A 2,505-nucleotide genomic window follows, 5' to 3' on the forward strand; every position below is an offset into this window, starting at 1 on the left:
AGATTTCTTTGCATTTAGATTGGACGAAACAGAGATAAAAGCATTTGCACACCAAATTGCACTTAATGTAATTCCTCAAATTGATGTTGCAATGGAGAATGGATTTACTAAAGAAGAGATGAAAATGATAAATGAGACTCAAAAAATTATGCACAAAAACTTTGAAGTTGCAGCAACATGTGTGCGAGTTCCAGTTTTAAGATCTCATAGTGAATCACTAACAGTTACATTTAAAGATGGTGTTGATGTTGATGTAAATGAAGTTAGAAATGCATTAGAGAATTTTGAAAATCTAAAAGTAATAGATGATTTACCAAATAAAAAATACCCAATGCCAATAATTTCAACAGATACAGATTTTACATATGTTGGAAGAATTAGAAAAGATGTTTATGCATCAAACATTGTTCACTACTTTAATGTTGCTGACCAAGTAAGAGTTGGAGCTGCTACAAATGCAGTTAGAATTGGTTTAAAATGGATAGAAATGGAAAGTGATATCTAAAATGTTAGAAAAATTGATTGAAAATGCCCTTTGGAAAAGTAGATTTATAGTAATTCTTGCTGTAATTTTTGGTTTTATGGGTTCTGTAATTTTATTTATTGTTGCAAGCGTTGATGTAATTAATGTAGCAAAATTTATTTTTACAACATTTATGGATGGAACTCATCCAGAGCATTTTCATGAGGATATTGTTGCTGGTATTATTGGAGCAGTTGATCTATATTTGATAGCAGTTGTTTTGTTAATATTCTCTTTTGGAATTTATGAACTATTCATTTCAAAAATAGATGCAGCTTGTACACCTGAAGATTGTAACTCTATTTTAAATATTAGCTCACTAGATCAGTTAAAAGATAAAATAGCAAAAGTTATTATTATGGTTTTAGTTGTAAATTATTTTCAAAGAGTTTTACATACAAAGTATGAAACACCACTTGAGTTACTATATTTTTCACTAGCAATAGTAGCTCTTGCAGTTGGACTTTACTTTACAGGTAAAGTTGGAAAAAAATAAAAAAGGAATTAAATTATGTCAAAAATTTTTGTAGAAGCATGTTTTAGAAGACCAACTCCTTATACTCCTGTTTGGATGATGAGACAAGCTGGAAGATATCTAAAAGAGTATATGGAAGTTAGATCAAAAGCTGGAAACTTTTTAAATCTTTGCCATAATCCAAAACTTGCAGCTGAAGTTACTATTCAGCCACTTGATATTGTGGGAGTTGATGCTGCAATTTTATTTAGTGATATTTTAGTAATTCCAAATGAGATGGGAATGCATCTTGAATTTTTACAAGGAGAAGGGCCTGTTTTTAAAGATCCAATTAAAACTGAAGCTGATTTGGATAAGTTAATTGGAGGAGAAGAAGCTGCTAATAAATTAACTTATGTTTATGAAACTATAAAACTTTTAAAACAACAACTGCCTGAAGATAAAGCACTTATTGGATTTACAGGAGCACCTTGGACCTTAGCAACTTATATGATTGAAGGACAAGGAACAAAAACATATAATCTTTGTAAAAAAATAATGTATTCGAATCCAGAGTTTTTACATAAAATTTTAAGAAAAGTAACAGATGTTGTTAAATTTTATTTAGAAAAACAAATAGAAGCAGGGGCAGATGTTGTTCAAATATTTGATTCTTGGGCAGCTGCAATTGAACCTGGTCGTTATGATGAGTTCTCTTGGAAATATATGGTTGAAATTGCAGAGTATATAAAAGAGAGATATCCACATATTCCAGTTATTATGTTTCCAAAAGGAGTTGCTGCATTTATTGAAAGAGGACTTGTTTATGGAAACTTTGATGTATTTGGAGTAGATTGGGGAACACCAATGGCTCTTGCTAAAGAGAAACTTGGAAGTAAATATGTACTTCAAGGAAATATGGAACCATGTAGATTGTACTCTAAAGAAGAGACTACAAAATGTGTTGAAGCAATTCAAAATGTTATGAAAGGTGAGGGGCATATATTTAACTTAGGTCATGGAATACTTCCAGATGTTCCAGTTGAAAATGCAATTCACTTTATAAAAGAGTGTCAAAGAGTTAGTAAAAAGTAGGTAAACAGTATGTATTATATGTTTTTTCACAAATTTTTAAATTTGTTGAAAAAACTCTTGACATATCTTTTTATTTTTACTATAATTCCACCCCATTAACGAATAAAGAAAGATTCCGGCATAGCTCAGCGGTAGAGTAGATGACTGTTAATCATTTGGTCCCTGGTTCGATCCCAGGTGCCGGAGCCACTTCTTTTGTTTAATGTTTTAAATTCCGGCATAGCTCAGCGGTAGAGTAGATGACTGTTAATCATTTGGTCCCTGGTTCGATCCCAGGTGCCGGAGCCATTTTTTATAATTTTTTAAAAAATTAAGATCTTTAAAAGTATGATTAGACGGTTTAAGAAGATGTAATCTTTATAAACTGAATATGAGAAATGTTAAAAAAATATTATGAAGAAACAAGTATAAGTAAAATTATAACTTGTCTATA

At 30.7% G+C, this 2,505-nt stretch carries 3 protein-coding genes and 2 tRNA genes; all 5 read left to right on the top strand.

Annotated features, from left to right (window positions below):
- Positions 1-505, top strand: a 505-nt coding sequence (locus WC168_RS09480) for an Asd/ArgC dimerization domain-containing protein (RefSeq protein ID WP_372618908.1), incomplete at its 5' end; no start/stop codon positions are given.
- Position 506: 1 nt separating this feature from the next.
- Positions 507-1,019, top strand: a complete 513-nt coding sequence (locus tag WC168_RS09485; protein WP_372618910.1) for a YqhA family protein — start codon at positions 507-509, stop codon at positions 1,017-1,019.
- A gap of 15 nt (positions 1,020-1,034) precedes the next feature.
- Positions 1,035-2,072, top strand: coding sequence for a uroporphyrinogen decarboxylase (gene hemE / locus WC168_RS09490; RefSeq protein WP_372618912.1), 1,038 nt, complete (start codon positions 1,035-1,037; stop codon positions 2,070-2,072).
- Positions 2,073-2,186: 114 nt separating this feature from the next.
- A tRNA-Asn gene (locus WC168_RS09495) sits at positions 2,187-2,261 on the top strand.
- Positions 2,262-2,285: 24 nt separating this feature from the next.
- A tRNA-Asn gene (locus WC168_RS09500) sits at positions 2,286-2,360 on the top strand.
- Positions 2,361-2,505: the final 145 nt, after the last annotated feature.

Source organism: Aliarcobacter sp. (assembly GCF_041672065.1).
Taxonomy (GTDB): domain Bacteria; phylum Campylobacterota; class Campylobacteria; order Campylobacterales; family Arcobacteraceae; genus Aliarcobacter; species Aliarcobacter skirrowii.